This is a genomic window from Streptomyces sp. NPDC090798 (assembly GCF_044768965.1).
Classification (GTDB): Bacteria; Actinomycetota; Actinomycetes; order Streptomycetales; family Streptomycetaceae; genus Streptomyces.
This window is the reverse complement of sequence record NZ_JBIVXA010000020.1, coordinates 164,741-183,248: the sequence shown is the minus strand read 5'-3', so window position 1 is coordinate 183,248 and position 18,508 is coordinate 164,741. Positions and strand designations below refer to the sequence as shown.

Sequence of the window (18,508 nt, the reverse complement as noted above, 5' to 3'; positions counted from 1 at the left end):
GCCGGTGAGTTGTATGTCGCCGGTGCGCAGTTGGCGCGTGGTTATCTGGGGCGTGCTGGTCTGACGGCTGAGCGGTTCGTGGCGGATCCGTTCGCGGGGGTGTCCGGTTCGCGGATGTATCGGACCGGGGATGTGGTGCGCTGGTCCGCGGATGGTGTGCTGGAGTTCGTGGGGCGTGCGGACGCGCAGGTGAAGGTGCGTGGTTTCCGTATCGAGCCGGGTGAGATCGAAGCGGTCCTGGCGGGCCACGGGCAGGTGGCTCAGACGGCAGTGGTGGTGCGGGAGGACCAGCCGGGCGACAAACGGCTCGTGGCCTACCTCGTAGCCGCGTGCGAGGAGGGTGTCGTCGACACCGCCGCACTGCGCGATTTCGCGGCGGAACGGCTGCCGGACTACATGGTTCCGTCGGCGTACGTCACGCTCGACTCCCTGCCGTTGACGCCGAACGGCAAGCTGGACCGGCGCGCCCTCCCGGCGCCGGAGTACACGTCGAACGCGTCCGGGCGGGCTCCCCGGACACCGCGGGAAGAGATCCTCTGCGGTCTCTTCGCCGAAATCCTCGGCGCCGGCGCCGTCTCCATCGACGACAGTTTCTTCGACCTGGGCGGTCATTCGCTGCTGGCGACCCGTCTCGTCAGCCGCATCCGGTCGGTGCTCGGCGCGGAGGTGAGCATCCGGTCGCTCTTCGAGGCGCCGACCGTCGCCGGACTCGCCGACCGCCTCGACGAAGCCGACGTCACGGATCCCTTCGACGCCCTGTTCCCGCTGCGCCGCCAGGGCACGGATAGCCCCCTCTTCTGCGTGCACCCCGTGGCGGGCCTGAGCTGGTGCTATTCGGGCCTGATCAAGGAACTGCCGGCCGAAGTGCCCATCTACGGACTTCAGTCCAGGGGAGCGGGCGGCGGAGAGCCCGCCGCCAGCGTCGAGGAGATGGCCGCCGAGTACGCGCAGCTCATCCGCTCCGTCCAGCCCGCGGGGCCGTACCGCCTCCTGGGATGGTCCTTCGGCGGACTCGTCGCGCACGCGGTGGCCGAGGAACTCCAGAGGCAGCAGCAGGAGGTCGGCCTCCTCGCGGTCGTCGATGCCTACCCGTCATCGCAGGCGCCCGACATGGAGGACGACCGGCAGGGCCTCATCCGGGCCCTCGCCGAGGCCGCCGGCCTGATCCTGCCCGACGACGCTGCCGGAGGCGACGACACCGAAGGAGTCTCCAGCCTGCTGGAGGCCTATGCCGCGGACCAGATCGGTGAAGTGGCCCGGAGTCTCGACGTCGATGCCGATCAGGCCGCGGGCCTGATCGCGGTGATCGAGAACAACCGCAAGCTCGCCCGTTCCGTCACCCCGGGAGCGGTGGAGGGGGACCTCCTCTTCTTCCGTGCGGGCGTTGACAACCCGATGCCGATGTCGGGTAGCGAGGCGTGGACTCCCCATGTCTCAGGCGGAGTTGACGAACACGTGATTGAATGTGATCACGTCGCCATGATGCGGCCCGAGCCGCTCGCGCACATCGGCCGGGTACTCCGGGACCGCCTGCAGCCCGGCAGAGAACCCGACGCCTTCTGATCAGCCGGAAGGGACAGGGCGGCCACACGTCCCTCGCGTGACGCCGCCCTGTCCCTCGCAGGGCCTTTCCGGCGTGGGCCGCACCACGCACCCCAGCGCCCTTTCCCCGACCCTGCCTGTCCTCGTGCGGGAGTCGACCTGAAATCGAGAGTGCTTTTGTCCTTTCTGCTTCTTTTCAATGCTGTCTCGCCACGCAAGAGAACTGGAGTGTCCGTGACTTCTTCCAAGGTGAACACGGTTGTCGACGACTTCGAGCTGGACTACGTGGAGATGTACGTCCGCGACCTGGACGCGCAGATCGCCCTGTGGCGTGACTCCTACGGGTTCGTGGAGGTCGCGGCGGGCGGTTCCCCGGAGCAGGGATTCCGGGCCGCGGTGATGGGCCAGGGTGCGATGAGGCTCGTACTGACGCAGGCGACGGCCGAGCAGCATCCAGCCTCCGACTACGTGCTCGCCCACGGTGACGGCATCGCGAACATCGCCCTGCGCACCGGGGACGTGCGCACGGCGTTCGGCCAGGCCGTGGAGAACGGCGCCCGGGCACTCGCGGAACCCGTCGAACACGCGGGGGACGACGTCGCGGTCAGCGCGACGGTCTCCGGATTCGGTGATGTGGTGCACACCCTGGTGCAGCGGCGTACGGGCAAGGGCGCCGGGCTGCCCGCCGAGTTCCGGCCGATTCCCGGGGCCGGCCGGCCCACGGAGTCGGAAGCGGTTGCCGCGGACGGGCTCCGCCTCCTGGAGATCGACCACTTCGCCGTGTGCGTGAACGTCGGCGAGCTGGAACCGATGGTGGAGCTGTACCGGAAGTCGTTCGGGTTCAGCGAGATCTTCGCGGAGCGGATCGTCGTGGGTACCCAGGCGATGCTGTCCAAGGTGGTCCAGAGCCGGTCGGGTGAGGTGACCTTCACGATCCTTCAGCCCGACCCCGCGGCCGACCCCGGTCAGATCGACGAGTTCCTCAAGAACCACGTCGGATCCGGGGTGCAGCACGTGGCGTTCGCTGCGGACGACGTGGTCCGCTCCGTCGGTGCGCTCGCCGGCCGCGGAGTGGAGTTCCTGACCACCCCGGACGCGTACTACACCCTCCTGAAGCAGCGCATCACCCTGAGCAAGCACTCCCTGGAGAGCTTGCACGCACTGAACGTCCTCGTCGACGAGGACCATGCCGGACAGCTGTTCCAGATATTCGCGCGCTCCACCCATCCGCGGCGCACCCTCTTCTTCGAGGTGATCGAGCGGTGCGGGGCGCAGACCTTCGGAAGCTCCAACATCAAGGCTCTCTACGAGGCAGTGGAGATGGAGCGCATCGCGAAACAGGGTCAGCCGCTGTGAACCGTACCGGGGAGGCCGCCGCAGGTCCGCGGGCATCGGCCGGTGCGCCGTGGGACGTCGAGCGGGACGTGCACTGCATCGAGGACATGGAGCGGGCGGCACGGCACGCCCTGCCCGCCGACGTGTGGGACTTCGTCTCCGGCGGCAGCGGCGCCGAGGAGACGCTGGCCGCCAATCGCGCGGCAGTGCGGCGGATCGCCCTCGTCCCGCGCGTCCTGCGGGACGTGGCGCACTGCGCCCTGGAGACCACGCTGTTCGGAGCGCCGCAGGCCATGCCGGTGGCCACCGCCCCCATCGCGTACCACAGCCTGGTCCACCCCGAGGGAGAGCTGGCCGGTGCGCGAGCGGCCAAGGCGGCGGGAGTCCCCTTCACCGCGAGCACCCTGAGCAGCTGCCCGATCGAAGACATCGCCGCGATCGGCGGCACCGTCTGGTTCCAGCTGTACTGGCTGCGCGACCGGAAGGCGACCTTCGAGCTGGTCGAGAGGGCGGAGGCCGCCGGATGCGCGGCGCTGGTGCTCACCGTCGACGTGCCGTGGATGGGACGCCGGCTGCGGGACGTCCGGAACCGGTTCGTCCTGCCCCCCGGGGTCGAGGCCGCCAACCTGGCATGGGGATCGGCCTCCGAGGCGCACCGGGTGCAGACGTCCGGATCCGCGGTGGCAACCCACACCCAGGCCGCCTTCACCCCCTCGCTGACCTGGGCGGACGTGGAGGAACTGCGGAGGCGCACCAGGCTGCCGCTCATCCTGAAGGGCGTACTCGACCCACAGGACGCGCGGCGCGCCGCCGACACCGGAGTGGACGGAGTCGTGGTGTCCAACCACGGCGGCCGTCAGCTGGACGGCGCCGTCGCCGCCATCGACGCGCTCGGGGCGGTCGCCGAGGAGGCGGGCGGCGACTGCCGGGTCCTCCTCGACAGCGGGATCCGGAGCGGAACCGACGTACTGCGCGCCCTCGCGCTGGGAGCCGACGCCGTACTCGTGGGGCGCCCGGTGCTGTGGGGGCTCGCCGCGGCGGGGGAGCCGGGCGTGGCACATGTCCTGCACCTCTTGGCGGCGGAACTCCGCGACGCCCTCGGCCTCGCGGGCTGCGACGGGGTGGCGGCCGCCAGGGAGATCCGCACGGTCAGGGGGGCCGGCTGACCCCCGGCCGCCACGGCGGACAGGCGCCGGTGGCCGGCACGGGCACAAGCGTGCCGGCCACCAGGCGTCCGCCGCGCCACCGCGCTCGGCGGCAACCGGGGGCGGATCCCGGGACGGACCTACACGTCTCCGGATGACATGTCAGCGCGGACCCTGAGAAAGGAATGCGGAAATGGAGAAAAGGGTGAGCCGCCACTACGCGGTGTTCTGTCCGATATGCGGACGGCGCAGTCAGGATGACGGACTGACACTGTCGTGCAGCCGTGATCACGGGCCGGCGCTGCTCCGGTCCGACTACTTGGTGAAGGAGTTCGCGCCGAAGGCCGATTCCGAGGGTCTCTTCCGCTACCGGGACTGGCTTCCGGTCACCCGGACGTTCCCGACGCGGGCCCGGACGGTCGTGTTCCAGAGCGAGGAACTCTCCGCCCAGCTCGGTCTGCCGAACCTCTGGATTGCCTTCAACGGCTACTGGCCCGAGCGCGGGGCCTCCATCGAAACCGCGACGTTCAAGGAACTGGAGGCGTACGCGGTCCTGGGGCGCCTGCCGAGCGACCCCCCGGTGCTGGTGGTGGCCTCCGCGGGCAACACCGCCGCGGCCTTCGCCGCTGTCTGCTCGCGGTACCGCCGGCCGTGTCTCCTCATCGTGCCGAGGCGCGGACTGGCGAAGATGAGATTCCGGATGCCACTGGACCCGGCAGTGAAGCTCGTCGTGCTGGACGGCGCCGACTACTCCGATGCCATCGCCCTCGCCGAGTCGGTGGCCGCCCTCCCCGGCTTTCAGGCCGAAGGCGGTGTGCGCAACATCGGCAGGCGCGACGGCCTTGCCACGGTCCTGTACGCGAGCGTGGAAGCCATGGGACAGATGCCTGACCACTACGTCCAGGCCGTCGGCAGCGGAGCCGGCGCCATCGCCGTCCACGAGGCGGCGACCAGGCTCCTCGGCACGGGTGCCTACGGCCGTGACCTGCCGCGGCTGATGCTCTGTCAGAACGCGGCCTTCGCGCCGCTCGCCGACTCCTGGAAGTCCGGGACGCGAGAGCTCGCCACGTTCAGTGCCGATGCTTCGCGGGCCGTGACGCAGCAGGTCTTCGCCGATGAGCTGACCAATCGCTTCCCTCCGTACGCCGTTCATTCCGGCGTGTTCGACGTGCTCACCGAAAGCTCGGGCGACATGCTGACCGTTGAACAAGCTGCGGCGGAGTACGAGAGGGACGTCTTCAGCAAGGTCGAGTCCGTCGACATCGAGCCGGCCTCCGCCGTGGCCCTCGCAGGCCTCCGGAACGCGGTGCTCGACGAGCGGATACCCAAGGAGGCATGCGTCCTCCTGAATATCACGGGCGGGGGCCGGGCCCGGCTGGCGCAAGACCACCAGCTGTACGACGCGGAGGCCGCCCTGGTCGTCGACCTGCGGGAGGAGAGCGCACAAAGCCTTGTGCCGCGGATCGCCGGACTGTTCCCGGACCGTGCCCGATAGGTTGGCCGCACAATGCGTCGCCGGGAGACGGCAGCGTCACCCCTCGCCGAACTCCGCCTCCTGCGGCGCCCCCGCGTTGCGCACCGAGAGCCGCCAACCCGAGGACTCCTGGCTGAGCACGTGCCAACGGCAGTTGGACAGACCGCCCAGCGAAAGCCACTTGCTCGGACGCAGCCCCAGCAAACGGCCAACCGTCGCCCGAATGGTCCCGCCGTGGCTGACCACGACCAACGTCCCGTGCTCGGGAAGCCGTTCGGCGTACCGCTCCACGATGGGCACCGCGCGCTCGGCCACCTCGGTGTCCAGCTCGCCACCCCCTCGCCGGACGGGCTCGCCCCGTTTCCAGGCGGCGTACTCCTCGCCGTACCTGTTCACGATCTCCTGGTGAGTGAGCCCCTGCCACCGGCCGGTGTACGCCTCGCGTAGACCGGTCTTGGGCACGGCGGGAAGTCGCATCAGCGCGGAAAGCCTTTCCGCCGTGGCGGCAGCGCGCCTCAGGTCCGATGTGATGATGGCATCCGGGGTGAGGGCTGCCAGTGCCGTCGCCGCACGGCGGGCCTCCTCGACTCCCGCGGCGTTGAGCCCGATGTCGGTGGTTCCCTGGAAGCGCTGCTCCCGGTTCCAGGCAGTCTGACCGTGACGCCACAGCACGATCCTGCGGCCTCGCGAGCTTTCCCCATGCATGTTTCGTTGAGTTCCTTACCCATGGGCCCGGATCGGGGCCTGTGACGGCGGAAGCGACCGACTGCTCGAGTCATGTGGCGACGACCGCACCGTGACCACGCGGATGGCGCCCGGTGGTGAGGACAACCATCCGCGCGGGGTTCATCCGGTGATGCGCCGCGCCTCGAGTGGACCCGTCAGCGCCCCTGCCAGACAGGTGGGCGTTTCTCTGCGAAGGCCCGTGGCCCTTCCACCGCGTCCACACTGTGCCGGCGACGTTGCTCCCACGGGAAGGACGTACTGAACGCGTCCTCCAGAGGCATGTCCACAGAACGCATGACTGCTTCCTTGACGGCGCGCACGGCCAATGGGGCACTGCGCAACACCGCTTTCGTCCATGCGGCGACCGTCTCGTCGAGCTTTTCGCTCGTGACGACTTCGTTGACCAGTCCGAAGCGCAGCGCCTCCTGCGCCGTCATACGGGCGCCGGTCAGGAGGTAGCCCATGGCGACCTTCAAGGGAAGCTGGCGCGCCAGTCTGAAGGCTCCTCCAGCGCCGGGCACCAGCCCGAGGGTCGCCTCGGGCAGGGCGAAGACCGCCCGGTCCGAGGCGATGATGAGGTCACAGGCCAGCGCCAGCTCGAACCCGCCGCCCAACGCGTATCCGTCGACCCGCGCCATGACCGGTTTGGAGAGGGTGAAGCGTTCGGTCAGCCGGGGCCAGCCGGGCTGACCCCGGCTGCCGAACGTCGAAGGGGGTACCCCCTCCCGGTCGAGAAGGGCCCGCTCGCGCAGGTCCTGCCCCACTGAGAAAGCACGGTCTCCCGCGCCGGTCAGTATCGCGAGCCGCACGTCGTCGTCAGCCTCGACGTCGTCCCAGACCGCCGCCAGTTCCTGGTGCATGCGCAGGTCCATCGCGTTGAGTACGTCGGGTCGGTCGAGGGTCACGTACGCGACGTGCTCCTTCTTCTCGTACCGAACCCCGCTCCGGTCGGTGCCGGTCATCGGGCCGTTCCGGCCTTTGTGGCCGCAGCCACCGAGAAGCGGCTGACTTTGTCGAGCACGTCCGCGTCGTACAACCGCAGGGCCTGATTCAACGCGAACTCGGCCATGTAGGAGCGAAACTGGTCGATCGGTTCCTCGGCGAAGTTCAACATGCGCCGGTTCGCGAGAACGGCCGATCCGCGGAGGCGTTCGGCACTCTTCTCGACGGCCGCGTCGAGCACGGCCGGTTCGTGAACCTCGTCGATGAGCAGCCGGGCCGACGGCTCGCTCGCGTGGATGCGCCGGCCCTCCAGAATGATCTGCCGAGCCAGCCGCGGACCTACCGAGCGAGTCAGCCGGAAGTTGGCCACTCCCGGGATGATGCCCTCCTGCGCCGCGGGCAGACTCACATAGGCGTCCGATGCGGCGAGGACATGGTCGAAGAGCAGGAGCAGCTGTGCGCCACCGCCGATCGCGAAGCTGTCCACGGCGGCCACCCAGGGCTTGTCGACGGTGGACCGGCGCCAGTCGGCGGCTCCTTTCCACACGACACCGCGGACGAGCTTGTGGAGGTACCCCAGCTCGCGCCTGAGCAGGAAGTCGACGAGCGAGATCTCGCCGCCGTGCAGGGACTTGAGGTTAATTCCAGCGCTGAAGACCCGTCGGCCGCGGTACCGGGGATGCGACATGACACCGCCCCGCAGCACGCCGACCTCGGTGGCCGTGTCGAGGAGGACCAGGTCAACCGCTGTCTCCATGTCACTGACCTGCTGGTTGTCCTCGGCGTTCAGTGAGTCGTCGCGACACATGGTCAGGTGGGTGACGGCGCCGATGCGCTCCAGCGTCACCGACCGCAGCTCCGCTTTGCCGGTCTCGGTGAATTCCGGCAGCAGATCGAGAGCATCCGGAGTGGGGCGCAGCATCGCGTCGAGCAGATGGGATCCTGCTGACGGGGAACGCAGCACGCGGCTGAAGAAGACGCCCTGGTCGATCTCATGGCCTTCTTTGTGCGCCTGGGGTCTGTCGCGCTCGCTCGCCAGCTGCTTCTCGGTGGGCACAAGCCCGGGGAAGTGAGAGGCAGCGGCCCGAGCGAGCTCGTCCAGCCGCAGCAGCCGGGTTCTGTTGTCCGTGAGTTCTGCGTAGACCGCTTCGGCGTGCGTGTCCATGAACGCGACGCGTAGTGCCCTGGTGGCGTCGATCGCCGCCGCGGCTTCGGCTCGCTGCCGAGGTGACCGAGCCGACGGCTCGCCCAGCCGGGTCAGCAAGTCGTCGGTGGCCGCTGCCGCCGCCGTCAGTGAATGGCGTGCGCTCTCCAGGTTGGCGGTCACCGCGTGCACATCGCCGGACGCTCCGGGCCGGTTCTCGTGGATGGTCATGCCACCGCCTCGGCAGAGGCCTTCAGCAGCGCCCGGTCGCATGCGGCGAGGTGCGCACCGAGCGCCTCCTCGAAACTGGTGTTGGCGGCATCGAAGAACAGTTGGCGGCGGATGGCCAGCTCGGTTCTCCGTACGGAGGAGGTGGACGCCACGGCTGTTGCGAGGGCGCTCTCGACGTCGTCCGTCAGCACGTCGATCAGCTGAAGTTCCAGTGCCTGCTGCGCGTTGACGGGGGTGCCGAAGAGCACGGCACGGCGGACCGCGGCGGCGCCGGCGTGGGACCTGCCAAGCCGGTAAAGAGCCATTCCGGGCCAGGTCGCTCCGTTGTCGACCGATACGGAAAGACTCGCGGTCTCGTTGCCGATGCGGTAGTCGGCGCTCAGCAGGACGTCCAGGGCGAGACCGCTGCAAGGCCCCTCGACAACGGCGATGGTGGGCACAGGCAGACGTTCCAGCCGGCGCAGGGCGCGCTCCCACTTGCTGACCAGAGAGATGGTCACGCCGTGGGCCCGGGATGCGTCGGACAGGCCCGATGCCCGGATGATCAGCTGGGGTATGCGGCTGTCCTCGGCCTTGTCGCAGGCAGTGTTGACTGCGTCGACCATCGTGGCGGTCAGCGGCAGTCGCCCGTCGATCCTCAAGGTTCGCGATTCCTGATCGAACTCCGCGGCGGTCTGCCTCGCTGCGGTAGTGGTTTCCTTCACCTGGTCCTCTTTCACCATTGGATCAGCGCGGTTTCGATGGTGGAGCCTGGGCCCATGGTCATCAGGACGCCGTACTCGCCTGTCGTGGCAACTTCCTCCTGGAGCAGCCGCTCGTAGGAGAACAGGAACGAACCGCTGGAGAGGTTTCCGTAGTCGCGCAGCACGCCGGTGGTGTGCCGCACATCGTGGCGAGTGAGGCCGAGGTTGATGCGTACGGCGTCGATGACCTTCTTGCCGCCGGAATGCACAAGCCAGTGACTGATGTCGGAGCGGCGAAGGCCCGCTCCGGAGAGCAGACGGTCGACGACCTGTTCCGCGTGAGCGCCCACCACGTAGGGAACGTGTGGGTCGAGGTAGAAGCTGAACTTGTTCTGCGCGTCATCCCACTCGTATCGCATCGCGTCGATTGCGTCGGTGATGAGATGACTTGTGAATCCAAGGATCCGCGGACCGTCGAAACGGGTCGGCGTACCGCGAGGGGCGGAGGATCCGGACGGGTCGGCGACCAGTGCGACAGCTGCGGCGCCGTCACCGAAAAGGCTGTTGACGACCGCGGTCCGCAGAGTGGAGTCGATGACGTAGGCGGCGGAGCAGGCTTCGACGCACAGCATGACGGCGACCTGACCCGGATGCGCGGTGGCCCAGCCAGCAGCCGCCTGAAGGGCGTTGAGCCCGGCGTTGCAGCCCATGCCTACGACATCCACCCGGCTCGTTTGGGGGAGAAGCCCCATGGAGCGGATCAACAAGGCGCTCAACCCGGGAGTGAGGAAGCCCGTGGTGGTCGTCACGCACAGGTAGGCAATGTCGTCCACGTCGATGCCCGCGTTGGCCAGGCACGTGCGGATCGCCCGGGCTCCCATGTCGAGGGCGAGCTCTTTGTGCTTGTCGAGCAGCTCTCCCTGTGCCTCGGGGAGAATGGTGCCTTCCTCGTCGCGGGGAGGAAGGGAGAGGTAGCGCCTTTCGATCGCACTGTTGAGGAACACGGATCGGACTTTCGGGTCCGATATCTCGAATATGTCGAGCAGTTCCCGCTGTGTGTACGAACTTCCGGTCACGGCTGTAGCGACACCCATGATGCGGGCTGAGGTCAGCAACTGGCCGGGGGATATTTTCGACGGTTCGATCACGTCGGTACTCGGAGGGTTCGCCACGGTGGTCATCGGAAGGTCCACCCCCACATCCGCGGTTTACTGCGAATGAGCGTGTGCGCGGTCAGCAACTTGTCGACTTCCTTGTGGGTCGTAACGGGGTCTGGGCCGCGATCTCACTCCTGATGAAACCTGCCAGACGCTTGACTCCGTCCGAGATCTCGGAACGTGTGAGATAGCTGATGGACAGTCGGATGCTGTTGGCTCCGCCGCCCTGAGGATAGAAGTAGGACATGGGCGTCCATATGACGCCGTGTTCTTCCGCCGAGCGTTCCAGCGCGGAATCGTCCGCGCGGAACGGAACGTCCATGGTGAGGAAAAAGCCGCCGCTGGGCTGATTCCATCGCAGGCCGAGTTCCGTTCGCTCCGGTTCGGGGAAGGCCCCGTCGAGCTCTTGGAGGATGGCCCGCATCGCATCTCCGTAGTACCGGGAGGTGTCGACGTTGATGTCGGCGGTGCGCCCGTCGGCTGCCAGGAGCATGCCGCCCACTACTGCTTGGCCGAGCGCGGACGTGTTCACCGTCACCATGCTCTTCAGCTTGGTGATCTCGTCCACCAACAGGCCTTCGTTGCCGTCTCGGTCGACGACGACCTGATCGGCGACGGCGAAGCCCACTCGCGCGCCGGGGAAGAGGGTCTTCGAGTACGAGCCGAGATGGACGACACGGCGCTCGCGATCGAGGGACTTGAGAGTGGGCACCTGGGGACCGGGGCTGACAATCCGGTAGGGGCTGTCCTCCAGCAGGAGAATGTCCTCACGGCTGGCGAGCTCGAGCAGTTCCCTGCGAGCGTCCAAGGTCAATGTGACACCGGACGGATTGGAATGATCCGGAACCACGTAAAGCGCTCGGGGGCGGCGACCGCGCGCCCGCTCGGACCGGATCGCGGCCTCGACGTCGGCGCACTGAAGACCGTCGGCCCGTTCTTCGACGGCGGTGAGCTCGATGTCGAGCAGCCGAGCGGCGCCTGTGATGCCCACGTAACAGGGGCTGGCCACCAGCAGCACATCGTCGCGGTTCGCGATGAGTGCGCGCAGCGTCAGGAGCATGGCCTCCTGGCAGCCGACCGTGACGACGATGGCTTCAGGAGCTACATCGATGTCCTCGTCCTTGCGAAGCGAGTCGGCGATCAACTCTCGGATCTGGCCGCTGGTCGGCCCGTACTGGAACATCGCGTCACGTATCTCGCCGGGCGTGTGCCCGCTCTCCGCGAGGTGGTCGAGATAGCGGCGAATATGGCTGAATATCTCTTGTACGTCGAAGAATCCGTCGTACGGGCGGCCCGGAGCGAACGAGATGGCCTCCGGGTAGCGGTGCGTGATCCCGTTGAGGAAGTTCATCGTGTCGAGCACTGGATCGGAGACGCTGGCGTGCAGCTCCTCCTTTAACAGGTGGTTGGCTGCCACCGAGGCACCTCCCGTAAGGCGGCAACCGCCGCCTGCCTCTGAACTTATGGGAACAAGATCTTTTGTGCAGGCTACCAGGACCCTCGTGTGGCGGTATAGAGATTTCTGATCTTGTTTGCGTCGCGCCGAATCACCCGAGAGGTGTCTCGACGTTCATGATCTTCACTGGCTGCGCCGGTCATCCGATCCCCGGCGCATCAGGTCGCGAGGACGCGAGCATGGCATGGGCCCGGCCGGTATCCTGGGGGGAATGCGTGGTTCCCTTTCGGGTTTTGCGAGCCGTCGTCACCTGGCGCGGCGGGCGTATGCACTGGTGTTGTCGGCAGTGAACTCACGGCAGGCTCGATGATCCGGGAGCAGACCGGCCGCGTGAGCCTCGGCGAGTGAGGGGGCGGTCTCGTCCCGGCTGGAGAGGATCGGCGTCTCGACTGGCCATTCGATCGCCAGATCCGGGTCGAAAGGCTGGATCGAGTGTTCGCGCAGGGGTGCGTACGCTTCCGAACACAGATATGCGACGGTGGCTCCATCGGTGAGGGCGCAGAACCCGTGCCCCAGTCCTTCGGAGATGTAGACCGACTTGCGATCGATGTCGTCGAGACGAACAGCGTCCCACGTGCCGAAGGTCGGGGAGCCGACGCGCAGATCGACGACGACATCCAACACGGCCCCACGCACGCAGCTCACGTACTTGCCCTGACCCGGAGGAACATCCGCGAAGTGGATGCCCCGCACCACTCCCTGGGCCGATGTCGAGAAGTTCGCCTGGGCCAACCGCAGTGGATGGCCGACCGTCTCCGCCAGCCGGTCGAACCGGTACCACTCCATGAACACGCCACGCTCATCACCACGTTGTAGCGGCGTCACTTCCCAAGCGCCCTCAATGGACAGGGCCGTGATCTTCACTTCAGGTCTCCTCGTTCCTCAACGTTCTCGACAGTCCGTAATGGCGAGGGCCTCTCATCGGCGTCGAGCAACGTCAACAGGTAGCGGCCGTAGCCGCTGTGCATGAGAGGTGCGGCGAGGCGGTGAAGCTGTTCCGCGTCGAGGAATCCGGCCCGCCACGCGGCCTCTTCCACGCAGCCGACCTTCAGGCCCTGCCGCTGTTCCAGCACGCGGACGAACTCGGCGGCCTGAACCAGTGAGTCGAACGTACCCGTGTCCAGCCACGCTGTGCCGCGTTCCAACGGCGTCACCTGGAGCCGGCCCAGCTCCAGATAGGCGTTGTTCACTTCGGTGATCTCCAACTCACCACGGGCGCTGGGCCTGAGAGTCTTCGCAAGCTCCACGACCTCGTTGTCGTAGAAGTACAGGCCGGGCACCGCATACCGTGACTTCGGACGTGCAGGCTTCTCTTCGATGGACAGGGCCACACCGTCCGGGTCGAACTCCACGACGCCGTAGGCGCTCGGGTCGGCGACCTGGTACGCGAAGATGCGACCGCCCTTGGGGTCGGTGTGACTGCGCAGTTGTCGGCCCAGGCCCACGCCGTGGAAGATGTTGTCACCCAACGCCAACGCCACCGCATCGTCGCCTATGAATTCCTCACCGAGCAGCAAGGCTTGCGCGATGCCCTCGGGCCGGGGCTGGACTGCGTACCTCAGCTCGATCCCCCACTGGCTGCCGTCTCCCAGGAGACGGTGGAACTGGGGCTGGTCCTGAGGGGTGGTGATGATCAGGATTTCTCGTATCCCCGCCATGATCAGCGTGGAGAGCGGGTAGTAGATCATCGGCTTGTCGAACACGGGTAACAGCTGTTTGGAGATCGCTTTGGTGACCGGCCAGAGCCGGGAGCCGGTTCCACCGGCGAGAACGATGCCACGCATGGGGCACCACTGTATGGTTCTAGATCGTCTTTTAGAAGACCCTCCTCGGCGGGCTCCGCGAGTGCCAGGCTCACGGCACGGTGCGCCCGAGGTCTGCCTGGAGGCGGGCGCGGCGGACGATCGACGCGCCAGGATTCGAAGATCTCGGCTCAGTGACCCTTCCTGCCGATCGAGTGTGTGTCGGTCGAGCCGGACCGGCGGTTCGACCAGGTCGGATGCGGTGAACCTCCACTGGAACGGCTGTGCCGCGGCGTTGTGGCGGTCTTCGATCCGAGAAGAAGATCCAGCCGTCGTCGACGATCCGGAAGGCCCGTCCGGCACCGGCGTAGGGCTCGGTGGTCATGACCTGGGTGACCAGGTTCATGAAGGGCACGATGCCGCGCGACAGCGAGGTGCCGGTCTCGGTGGGTAACTGGCAGGCCGGCGCCTTGACTTCGGTGACCTGGAACGCGGTGGACGAGGCCGGCCGACCTGACCGCTCGCGGTCGGCGAGGGCGGCCAGGCCGCCAGGTGTGGGCGGATCCGGGGTCAGGAAAGGGTGAGGATGCGGGGGCCGTCCTTGGTGATGGCGATGGTGTGTTCGATGTGGGCGGCTCGGCTGCCGTCGATCGTGCGGAGGGTCCATCCGTCGGGGTCGGTGTGGTAGTGGTCGCGTCCTCCTGCCATGAGCATGGGTTCGATGGCGAGGGTGAGGCCGTGGCGCAGGGGGAAGCCGCGGCCAGGTCGTCCGTGGTTGGGGACGTGGGGGTCTTCGTGCATCTGGCGGCCGATGCCGTGGCCGCCGAAGTCGGCCGGCATGCCGCAGTCCGCCTTGCGGGCGACCGTGCTGATGGCATGGGAGATGTCTCCGATGCGATGGCCGACGGTGGCGGCGGCGATGCCGGCGTCCAGGGCCTGCTGGGTGGCGGCGATGAGTTCGAGGTCGGCGGGGCGAGGGGTGCCGACAGTGAAGCTGATCGCGGCGTCGCCGGTCCAGCCGTTGAGTTCGGCTCCGCAGTCGACGCTGACCAGGTCGCCGTCGAGCAGGCGGTAGTCGTCGGGGATGCCGTGCGCGACGGCGTCGTTCACGGAGGCGCAGATCACGGCGGGGAAGGGGATGGGGGCGAAGGAGGGCTGGTAGCCCAGGAACGGAGAGCGTGCTCCGGCCTTGGCGAGAACGGCGCGGGCGGCTTCGTCGAGCTCCCGCAGCCGAACTCCCACGGCTGCCGCAGCACGGGCGGCCGCGAGTGCGTGCGCCACGACGCGCCCGGCTTCTCGCATCGTCTCCAGTGCCGTGTCGGTCTTGATCTCCACCATGTGTCGTGACTCCCTGCGATGCGACGCTGTCCAATACTTATACCGGTATTAGTATCACGGGCATGGTGAGAGTTCCTTTGAGTCCGCAAGAGCGGCAACGTGGAGAGCGCTTCGGGATCCTGCTTCGCCAGGCCCGCGGTGACCGCAGCATGGTCGACGTGGCGGCAGCCGCCGGGGTGTCCGCTGAAACCCTCCGCAAGATCGAGACCGGCCGGGCCCCGACCCCGGCCTTCTTCACCGTGGCAGCCCTGGCCCACACGCTGCGCCTGTCCTTGGACGACCTGGCCGCGGCCTGTGCGGAAGGCGCCGAAGACGGCGAGCAGGCCATGTCGGCGTGACCGTCAGGCGCGCGCCATCCGGCGGAGAATCGGATCTTGCTGACGTGGCGTGATTCGGACACTAACGTCAACCCCCGAAGGGCTTCGAGCGCCGACCACTTAGGCTTCGAGCCATGAGGATCTTGGTTACTGGCGGAGCCGGCTTCATCGGTTCCCACTTCGTCCGGACCCTGCTCTCCGACGATCCGACAGGGGCCGACGCCACCTCGGTCACGGTACTGGACAAGCTCACGTACTGCGGTAATCCGGCCAACGTCGCGCCGGTGGAGGACGATCCGCGCTACCGGTTCGTGCACGGCGACATAGCCGACGCCGAACTGGTGGATCAGCTCCTGGCCGAGCACGACGTGGTCGTGCACTTTGCGGCCGAGTCGCACGTCGACCGGTCCATCGCGAATGCGACTCCCTTCGTCACCACCAATGTCCTCGGCACCCATACGCTGCTGGGCGCCGCGCTGAAGCACGGCATCGACCGATTCCTGCACGTCTCCACGGACGAGGTCTACGGATCGATCGCCCAAGGCGCCTGGCCCGAGGACTGGCCGTTGGCTCCCAACTCGCCCTATGCCGCTTCCAAGGCGTCAGCCGACCTGTTGGCTCTTTCGTACCACCGCACCTACGGCTTGGATGTGGTGGTCACTCGCTGCTCGAACAACTACGGCCCCTACCACTTCCCGGAGAAGATGATCCCTCTGTTCATCACCAACCTGTTGGACGGCCGGAAGGTCCCGCTGTACGGAGACGGCGGCAACATCCGGGAATGGCTGCATGTCTCCGATCACTGCCGGGGCATTGGCTTGGTCCTGGCTCAGGGCCGGGCCGGCGGCGTCTACAACATCGGGGGCGGAGAGGAACTGACCAACAAGGAACTGGCTTCCCGGCTGCTGGAGCTCTGCGGTGTGGGGTGGGACATGGTCGAGTACGTCGAGGACCGCCAAGGCCACGACCTGCGGTACGCGCTGGACACGAGCAAGATCTCCAAGGAACTGGGTTATGCCGCCCGAATACCGTTCGACGAGGGCTTGGCCAGTACTGTGCAGTGGTATCGGGACAATCGCGCATGGTGGGAGCCGCTGACGCGCAAGGCGGCCCTGTCCTGATGTGCCGCTGGATGATCACAGGCGCCGCGGGCATGTTGGGCAGGGAGTTGGCCCACGTTCTTGCCATGGACCCGTCGGCCGAGGTGACCACGCTGGCCCGCGCCGATCTCGACATCACCGACGCTGAGGCATGCGTCCGGACCGTCGCTGGGCACGACATCGTGGTCAACGCCGCCGGCTACACGCAGGTCGATCGCGCGGAACAGGAGGAGGCGGCGGCAACCGCGGTGAACGGGAACGGGCCACGGAACCTTGCCGACGCGTGCGCCGTTCATGGCGCTGTCATGGTTCATGTCTCCACCGACTACGTGTTCTCCGGTGAAGCCTCGCAGCCATACGCCGAGGACGATCCCACGGCACCGGCAAACGCGTACGGGCGCAGCAAACTGGTCGGCGAGGAGGCGGTACTGCGTCGGTTGCCCCGCAGCGGTTATGTGGTGCGCACGGCATGGCTCTACGGTGAGCACGGCCCCAATTTCGTCGCGACCATGCTGCGCCTGGCCGCCGAGACGGAGACCGTGGACGTCGTCGACGACGAGTACGGGCAACCCACCTGGGCGTACACGCTGGCCCAGCAGGTGACGACGCTTGGACGAGCCGCACTGGCCGGGCAAGCTCCCCCCGGCCGGTATCACTGCACCGCCTCGGGGCAGGCCACGTGGTACGAACTGGCCTCAGCCGTCTTCGAGTTGTCCGGGCTCGATGCCGGGCGCGTCAGACCGACCACCACGGAGAAGTTCCCACGGCCGGCCAGGCGTCCGTCCTACAGTGTGCTCGGACACGAGCGCTGGATCGCTGCGGGACTGCCCGCATCCGACCATTGGCGCGTACAGCTTGCCGATGCCCTGGCGAGACCTGGTTTCCGGGCCTTGCAGCCGCTGTCATCCGGGGGTGATCCCTTCGTGCGTCGAGGGGCCACGGGATGATGAGGGGCCACGGGATGATCATGAGGGCCTGAGGGGCCCGTTCTCCAAACAGGGCTTCCCGGCGAAATACAGAAGTCCGGCCGGCGTACCAACCCGGCTCGGACACCCCGGCTGTTTGCCGCTGTCAAGCAGCCAAGGCAACGCGGCCGGTGCCCATCCCTTCGGCAGTAGGGGTCCGGATCTTGGTCCGTATCGGCTTGCGCGATGTGTGGGCGGGGCCTCCTCGGACCGGCGCTGTGATCGGCAGTGCGACGAGCTGGATTCCGCCGGGGACCTCCCCCGTTTGCCGAGCACGGCCGGCGGGTTCAGACGTCCGGGCGGCGGTGCCGGGTAGGCCATTGAGGAAGTCGGTCGCCTCGTGGCTTTCGGCGGTCAACGAGTCGCGGCGGAACCGTTCGGACGCTGCGGAGGCGGAAGCAGGAGCGACAGCGAGGAGCACGGCGGTGCCCACCCCGGCGGACGACGCAGCACGCCGCAGGGGAGGAGCGGCCAGGGTCACTAGGCGTTGCTCCACCCGGTTGTGCTGGAATACGAGTCCAGCAGGTCCACCACGAAGACCAGGGTCGAGCCCGCCGGGATCAACGGCGAAGGCGACTGATTGCCGTAGCCGAGACGCGGGGGAACGATGATCTCGCGCCGACCGCCGACCTTCATCCCCCTCACCCCCCGGTCCCAGCCCTTGATGACCTTGCCACTGCCCAGGGCGAACTTGAACGGCTGACCGCGGTCCCAGGAGGCATCGAACTCCTTCCCGGACTCGAAGGTCACCCCGACATAGTGGACCCTGACCACCATGCCCGGCTTCACCTCGGCCCCGTCCCCGACGACCAGTTCCCGGATGGTCAGCTCGGTAGGAGCGTCACCCTCCGGAACGTCGACCTCGGGCTTCGTCAGTTCACTCATTGCAGCCTCATCACTATCAGCCGGAAGCCGTCGCACGGACCAGTCGGACACATGGATACTCCGTGCAGCAGATGGTCACGCTACCGAGAACGCCCGTCCCCGGAGCACACCAGATCCGGTGGCCACACTTGATGATCTCTCGCACGAAGCTCAGGTTCGCCGTTTTGGCCGTCGCCCCGGGTTCTGGCGATCACCGTGTGACCTGTGGACCCTGCCGAGGCCGGCGAGACTGACTGTGCGCCGTGACCGATGGGGGTCGAAGGTGTCGATGCTGGTCATGGCGGGGTCCGACACGCCGGCAGCCACCACGACGCGGTCCTGCCGCT

Annotated in this window: 17 protein-coding genes; 7 read left to right on the top strand and 10 right to left on the bottom strand. The window is 67.5% G+C overall.

The window, feature by feature from the left end:
• The 4 genes from ACIQTP_RS34880 to ACIQTP_RS34865 form a co-directional block, all read left to right on the top strand.
• The coding region (locus tag ACIQTP_RS34880) for an alpha/beta fold hydrolase (protein WP_403407527.1) at nt 1-1,563 on the top strand (1,563 nt) is incomplete at its 5' end.
• A 213-nt stretch (nt 1,564-1,776) separates the two neighbouring features.
• The gene (hppD, locus tag ACIQTP_RS34875; RefSeq protein ID WP_403407525.1) at nt 1,777-2,898 is read left to right on the top strand and encodes a 4-hydroxyphenylpyruvate dioxygenase; all 1,122 of its coding nucleotides are present in this window, start codon (nt 1,777-1,779) and stop codon (nt 2,896-2,898) included.
• An 86-nt stretch (nt 2,899-2,984) separates the two neighbouring features.
• Entirely contained in the window at nt 2,985-4,043 is a 1,059-nt protein-coding gene (locus ACIQTP_RS34870; protein WP_403407546.1) for an alpha-hydroxy acid oxidase, read from the top strand.
• Nucleotides 4,044-4,215: 172 nt separating this feature from the next.
• Nucleotides 4,216-5,517, top strand: a complete 1,302-nt coding sequence (locus ACIQTP_RS34865; RefSeq protein WP_403407523.1) for a cysteate synthase — start codon at nt 4,216-4,218, stop codon at nt 5,515-5,517.
• 36 nt (nt 5,518-5,553) lie between these two features.
• Here the strand turns inward: ACIQTP_RS34865 and ACIQTP_RS34860 are convergent, their stop codons facing one another.
• The 9 genes from ACIQTP_RS34860 to map all read right to left on the bottom strand — a co-directional run bounded on the left by ACIQTP_RS34860 (nt 5,554) and on the right by map (nt 14,915).
• Nucleotides 5,554-6,201 (bottom strand): histidine phosphatase family protein, encoded by a 648-nt coding sequence (locus ACIQTP_RS34860; RefSeq protein ID WP_403407521.1) that lies wholly within the window; start codon nt 6,199-6,201, stop codon nt 5,554-5,556.
• A gap of 176 nt (nt 6,202-6,377) precedes the next feature.
• A complete protein-coding gene (gene dpgD / locus ACIQTP_RS34855; protein ID WP_403407519.1) occupies nt 6,378-7,094 on the bottom strand; it encodes an enoyl-CoA-hydratase DpgD in 717 nt (238 codons plus the stop codon).
• 86 nt (nt 7,095-7,180) lie between these two features.
• Nucleotides 7,181-8,539 (bottom strand): (3,5-dihydroxyphenyl)acetyl-CoA 1,2-dioxygenase DpgC, encoded by a 1,359-nt coding sequence (gene dpgC, locus ACIQTP_RS34850; protein WP_403407517.1) that lies wholly within the window; start codon nt 8,537-8,539, stop codon nt 7,181-7,183.
• Nucleotides 8,536-9,261: an enoyl-CoA-hydratase DpgB gene (dpgB, locus tag ACIQTP_RS34845; protein ID WP_403407515.1), complete on the bottom strand. Its 726-nt coding sequence runs from the start codon at nt 9,259-9,261 to the stop codon at nt 8,536-8,538. Before dpgB ends, dpgC begins: the two co-directional genes overlap by 4 nt.
• Nucleotides 9,255-10,403 (bottom strand): 3,5-dihydroxyphenylacetyl-CoA synthase DpgA, encoded by a 1,149-nt coding sequence (gene dpgA / locus ACIQTP_RS34840; RefSeq protein ID WP_403407513.1) that lies wholly within the window; start codon nt 10,401-10,403, stop codon nt 9,255-9,257. Before dpgA ends, dpgB begins: the two co-directional genes overlap by 7 nt.
• 52 nt (nt 10,404-10,455) lie before the next feature.
• Complete coding sequence (locus ACIQTP_RS34835; protein WP_403407511.1) at nt 10,456-11,796, bottom strand: PLP-dependent aminotransferase family protein; 1,341 nt, start codon at nt 11,794-11,796, stop codon at nt 10,456-10,458.
• Nucleotides 11,797-12,081: 285 nt separating this feature from the next.
• Nucleotides 12,082-12,693: a dTDP-4-dehydrorhamnose 3,5-epimerase gene (gene rfbC, locus ACIQTP_RS34830; RefSeq protein WP_403407545.1), complete on the bottom strand. Its 612-nt coding sequence runs from the start codon at nt 12,691-12,693 to the stop codon at nt 12,082-12,084.
• Nucleotides 12,694-12,695: 2 nt separating this feature from the next.
• On the bottom strand, nt 12,696-13,619 hold the full coding sequence (gene rfbA / locus ACIQTP_RS34825; RefSeq protein ID WP_403407509.1) for a glucose-1-phosphate thymidylyltransferase RfbA: 924 nt from the start codon (nt 13,617-13,619) through the stop codon (nt 12,696-12,698).
• Nucleotides 13,620-14,147: 528 nt separating this feature from the next.
• On the bottom strand, nt 14,148-14,915 hold the full coding sequence (map, locus tag ACIQTP_RS34820; protein ID WP_403407507.1) for a type I methionyl aminopeptidase: 768 nt from the start codon (nt 14,913-14,915) through the stop codon (nt 14,148-14,150).
• Nucleotides 14,916-14,977: 62 nt separating this feature from the next.
• Between map and ACIQTP_RS34815 the strand changes: the two genes are divergently transcribed.
• The 3 genes from ACIQTP_RS34815 (at nt 14,978) to rfbD (ending at nt 17,279) form a co-directional block, all read left to right on the top strand.
• Entirely contained in the window at nt 14,978-15,253 is a 276-nt protein-coding gene (locus tag ACIQTP_RS34815; RefSeq protein WP_403407505.1) for a helix-turn-helix domain-containing protein, read from the top strand.
• 113 nt (nt 15,254-15,366) lie between these two features.
• Nucleotides 15,367-16,353 carry a dTDP-glucose 4,6-dehydratase gene (rfbB, locus tag ACIQTP_RS34810; protein ID WP_403407502.1) on the top strand — a complete coding sequence of 329 codons (987 nt, stop codon included), beginning with the start codon at nt 15,367-15,369 and terminating at the stop codon, nt 16,351-16,353.
• An 11-nt stretch (nt 16,354-16,364) separates the two neighbouring features.
• The gene (rfbD, locus tag ACIQTP_RS34805; RefSeq protein ID WP_403407499.1) at nt 16,365-17,279 is read left to right on the top strand and encodes a dTDP-4-dehydrorhamnose reductase; all 915 of its coding nucleotides are present in this window, start codon (nt 16,365-16,367) and stop codon (nt 17,277-17,279) included.
• A gap of 498 nt (nt 17,280-17,777) precedes the next feature.
• On the opposite strand, the gene ACIQTP_RS34800 is transcribed toward rfbD, so the two are convergent.
• Nucleotides 17,778-18,182, bottom strand: a complete 405-nt coding sequence (locus tag ACIQTP_RS34800; RefSeq protein WP_387687316.1) for an FKBP-type peptidyl-prolyl cis-trans isomerase — start codon at nt 18,180-18,182, stop codon at nt 17,778-17,780.
• Between the last annotated feature and the right edge of the window lie 326 nt (nt 18,183-18,508).

Coding starts and splice junctions, on each gene's coding strand:
- ACIQTP_RS34870 (WP_403407546.1), top strand. CDS start 2,985: ATGGAGCGGGCGGCACGGCACGCCCTGCCCGCCGACGTGTGGGACTTC.
- ACIQTP_RS34865 (WP_403407523.1), top strand. CDS start 4,216: ATGGAGAAAAGGGTGAGCCGCCACTACGCGGTGTTCTGTCCGATATGC.
- ACIQTP_RS34860 (WP_403407521.1), bottom strand. CDS start 6,201: ATGCATGGGGAAAGCTCGCGAGGCCGCAGGATCGTGCTGTGGCGTCAC.
- dpgD (WP_403407519.1), bottom strand. CDS start 7,094: ATGGACCTGCGCATGCACCAGGAACTGGCGGCGGTCTGGGACGACGTC.
- dpgC (WP_403407517.1), bottom strand. CDS start 8,539: ATGACCATCCACGAGAACCGGCCCGGAGCGTCCGGCGATGTGCACGCG.
- dpgB (WP_403407515.1), bottom strand. CDS start 9,261: ATGGTGAAAGAGGACCAGGTGAAGGAAACCACTACCGCAGCGAGGCAG.
- dpgA (WP_403407513.1), bottom strand. CDS start 10,403: ATGACCACCGTGGCGAACCCTCCGAGTACCGACGTGATCGAACCGTCG.
- rfbA (WP_403407509.1), bottom strand. CDS start 13,619: ATGCGTGGCATCGTTCTCGCCGGTGGAACCGGCTCCCGGCTCTGGCCG.
- map (WP_403407507.1), bottom strand. CDS start 14,915: ATGGTGGAGATCAAGACCGACACGGCACTGGAGACGATGCGAGAAGCC.
- ACIQTP_RS34815 (WP_403407505.1), top strand. CDS start 14,978: ATGGTGAGAGTTCCTTTGAGTCCGCAAGAGCGGCAACGTGGAGAGCGC.
- rfbB (WP_403407502.1), top strand. CDS start 15,367: ATGAGGATCTTGGTTACTGGCGGAGCCGGCTTCATCGGTTCCCACTTC.
- rfbD (WP_403407499.1), top strand. CDS start 16,365: ATGATCACAGGCGCCGCGGGCATGTTGGGCAGGGAGTTGGCCCACGTT.
- ACIQTP_RS34800 (WP_387687316.1), bottom strand. CDS start 18,182: ATGAGTGAACTGACGAAGCCCGAGGTCGACGTTCCGGAGGGTGACGCT.